General features: G+C 38.3%; 1 protein-coding gene. It reads right to left on the reverse strand.

The window, feature by feature from the left end; genetic code table 11:
• Nucleotides 1-270 precede the first annotated feature (270 nt).
• The coding region (locus tag ABFC98_00185) for a S8 family serine peptidase (GenBank protein MEN6444448.1) at nt 271-3,695 on the reverse strand (3,425 nt) is incomplete at its 5' end.

Raw genomic sequence — 3,695 nt, forward strand, 5'->3', positions numbered from 1 at the left:
CCATCCAAAACATTGAGCAAGAGAAAGAAAAGCGTCAAAATCAGCGTAAAGATAGGTAAATGATACCAACTAACGATTATTTTCCAGAACATATCATAACTGATGGGAAGAGATTATTTTATAAAAGCAAAGAAAGGATATGCCATCACCTATAGTGGCTAATTGGTGATTCGGCACACGCAGAAATGGCACATGAAAGAAAATTATTTTAGCGCGCAAGAAAGAGATATTCCTTTTCTAAACTAAATCGGTGACTGAAATAGGCAAAATTCATTTAATGATGGCAAGTTTTCCGCGTTTGAATTTTCCACCCATCTCTACAACATAAAAATAGACCCCACTGGAAACGGGTCGCTGATCATTATTTTTCAGATTCCAAGTATAGGTGATATTATTGCTGCCTTCAATAAAAGGTCCCAGCTCATCTTTGAAAACGAGTTGTCCGCTGCTGCTATAAATTGCAATTTTGCCTTTTTTATTTACGGGGAAATTAATAAAGATGGCTTCCTGTGGATGTTTGGGAGTTACTGGATTTGGGAAAACATTCAAATGATCAAGATTGTTGATGTTTTGAATGCCGAAGCGGGCTAAATTTCCTTGCGGCAAAATTAAGTTACCGGCCAAATCGGTTAAATTATTAATTTCCAAGTAGTAAGCATAATTGCTAAATTGTAACCTTTGGGTAAAAGTGATGGTGACCTTATCTACTGAAAAGGCCAAGGTATCTATTTGATTAGCGGGATCATTTTGGGGACAGTGTAAAATATAATTGGCAAGATGCAAAGCTGGATTGGGTGATATTTCTTCGCTGAAAGTTACCAAAATTGCTTGTTTAGAGGGCAAAACATTCACACTAAGTATTTCGGGAGGAATTACATCTTCCTGATAAGGAAAAGAGTAAGACATCTGAATTGGTTCAACACCGCTGATTCCGGTTAAATTTCTTAGCTCAATTACAAACAGAGAATCGATGGATGGAAAACTATTTCGAAATCTTAGTTGGATGCCGAAATTTCCGGATATGCTATTGGCAGAGACAGGATTACCCATACCGGCATTGACAAAATAATGAGAAGGGTTAATGAAATCATTGGGCATTGCCTGATTGAACAATAAACGCAATTCTTTTTGCCCAGCGAAAGAAATTTGCACTACTTCCGGGTTAGGTAATGGAATACCTTCCATCCAAGGACCCAAAATACTTTCTACCTGAGGACAAGATGGGTCTCTGGAGGCGATTGCATACTGATAAACTTTTCCCGTTTGCAGACCTGTATCGGTATAATTGGTAACACCTGTTACAGTTAACAAAATTGTATTGCCCTCGTCATCTTTTCGATATAACGCATATTCCGGCGAACCTGTAGAAGTCCAAGCAACATTTATGGAATTTTCATTTAGGGGTTTAACGGTTAAATTTGCCGGAGTGGCTGGTCCTGTAAAGGGTTCTACGGGAGACCATTCAGCCATATAGACGCTATCTGCCTCGGTTTTTACATTAGCCAAAATACGCACTGTTCCATTTTCATCTTCCCAAGTGCTAACTTGGTAATTGCGAAAACATTGGTTATAAAAAACAGGAGAAAATTGGTTGTTGATGTATTTAAGAACATATAAATTGGGGGTAAGCGCTAAAATGATTTCAGCGGAGCCATCTTTATCAATATCTGCACAAGTGATGGAATTGAGCGAAGAGACCTCGTTGAACATAATATCGCCCATAGAAGTGTAAGTATTATTACCGGTATTTTTGAATCCCCGGCAGAACCAGAAATTCAAATCTTGATTTTCTGTGTCAGTTGTATATCCTGCTACAAAAAAATCAATGTTGCCATCGCCGTTAAAATCGCCGGTAGTAAGTGAATAAGTATTTCCAACAGGCATTCGAGTTGACCAGCGTAAATGGTATTCGGAGGAATTGATGATTTCAAAAATCATTACATCGCCATCTGTATCGGCACATAAAATATCAGGATAGTTATCACGGTCCAGATTTTCTACAATGATGGTAGGAACGAAATTATTACGGCTAAAGGTGGTAGTGGGATTGCTGATAGTGTTTCTTTGCACTAAGGCACCCGTGGAAATTCTTTTGTATGCTTGAATGACGCGTTCGTTAGGTAAATTTTTAACCAATAGGATTTCGGTTTTGCCATCGTTATCATAATCGGCCATCACGCCTCCCGAAATTCCTGTATCCAAAGCAATTACTAAACTGTCAGCACTATTATCGGGATAATTTCCTCCCTGTGGAGTAAGCCACATTTCGGCATTTTCAACTCTTAATAATAACAATTCATTTTTGGAACCTGTCGTATAAGTGGAACCTATGTCGAGAGGCCAAAAAGAATCATTGAAATTATGTTTTAAGATGTGTGCTCCTAAGTGAGGTTCAAAAACTTTAACGGGTCCATATCCGCTTTCCGCAATTTCCATAGAAACATATTCATCTATACCATTATTGTCGTAGTCCCTTTTGTGTAATAATGGTTTTTGGGGTGGACCAATAATTTTTTTGGAATAGCCATAATTTGAGATTAAGACATAATGAATGTTCATAAAATTGGCAAAGACATTGGAAACGGAGCTTAGGTTTGCTAAATTGGTAGCTTCTATTTGTAGATTTATATATCCTTCGGGAAGATAGGAAGGCAGTTTCCAAATTTGGATGCTATCGGTGGCAGTGGAATAAATGTTATAAATATTGCCGTTGGAAGCGGTAATCTTGAGGCAGGCATTAACAACTTCATCAAAATTGGCGGAGATATAATACTGCAAATTTTGTTGAGTCCAACGGCTAAATCCGGAAACGGTCTCCGTTCTTAAAACGGGAGCGGTTCGATCTACAATGACTGTTCTGAAATAGTTGTAACGGTTCATATTGTTCAAGGTCTTTTCATATTGCAAACGGAGCAGGTATTTACCTTCCGGAAAGTATTCGGGAATATAGAAATTGGCTAATTCTCCGTTGTGAACTTGCTCAAAGTGAAGAATCGGGTCGGCTGAATGACTGGTAACATCTTTCCAATCAGAATTGTTAGTATCGTTTTCCTTTTTATAACATAATGTATAATTGGCAAAATCGGAACCGTAAACAGAACCGATGATAGGAACCGAACTGCTGATTCCTAATTGATCTGGAGGATTGGTTATTTCCAGATAGGGAGGATCAAGATTATCCAGCATTTTTTTTACATTCAATAAACCATGCCCTGTTTTAACATCAAAACCAACTGAATATAAATCATCGGTAGAATTTAACATAATGGAACGCACTTCGGAGGGACTTAAACCCGGATGTAAAGATAAAAGTAATGCAGCGGCTCCTGATACAAAACCAGCGCTCATAGAAGTGCCATCCATTCTAAAATATTGTTCACTCTGATCAAGTTTGTAGGTGGAAAGAACTCTTTCACCTAAAGCGACAATATCCAAATCGACTCCATAACTGGAAAAAGTGGAAAGCTGCTTGGCATTGTTAACCGAACCAACTGAAATAACATTGGAAAGTTTGGCAGGATAACTTAAACCCGCGGTTCCATCATTTCCTGCGGAGGCAACTAAAACAACCCCCTTGCTATATGCATATTCACAAGCGTCAGCTATGATGGAAGAATAATCTGGATCTCCCCAACTCATATTAATTACATTACATCCATTATCGGTGGCATAAATTATGGCAGCTGCAACATCAT

The organism is Candidatus Cloacimonas sp. (genome assembly GCA_039680785.1).
In the GTDB taxonomy this organism is placed as follows: domain Bacteria; phylum Cloacimonadota; class Cloacimonadia; order Cloacimonadales; family Cloacimonadaceae; genus Cloacimonas.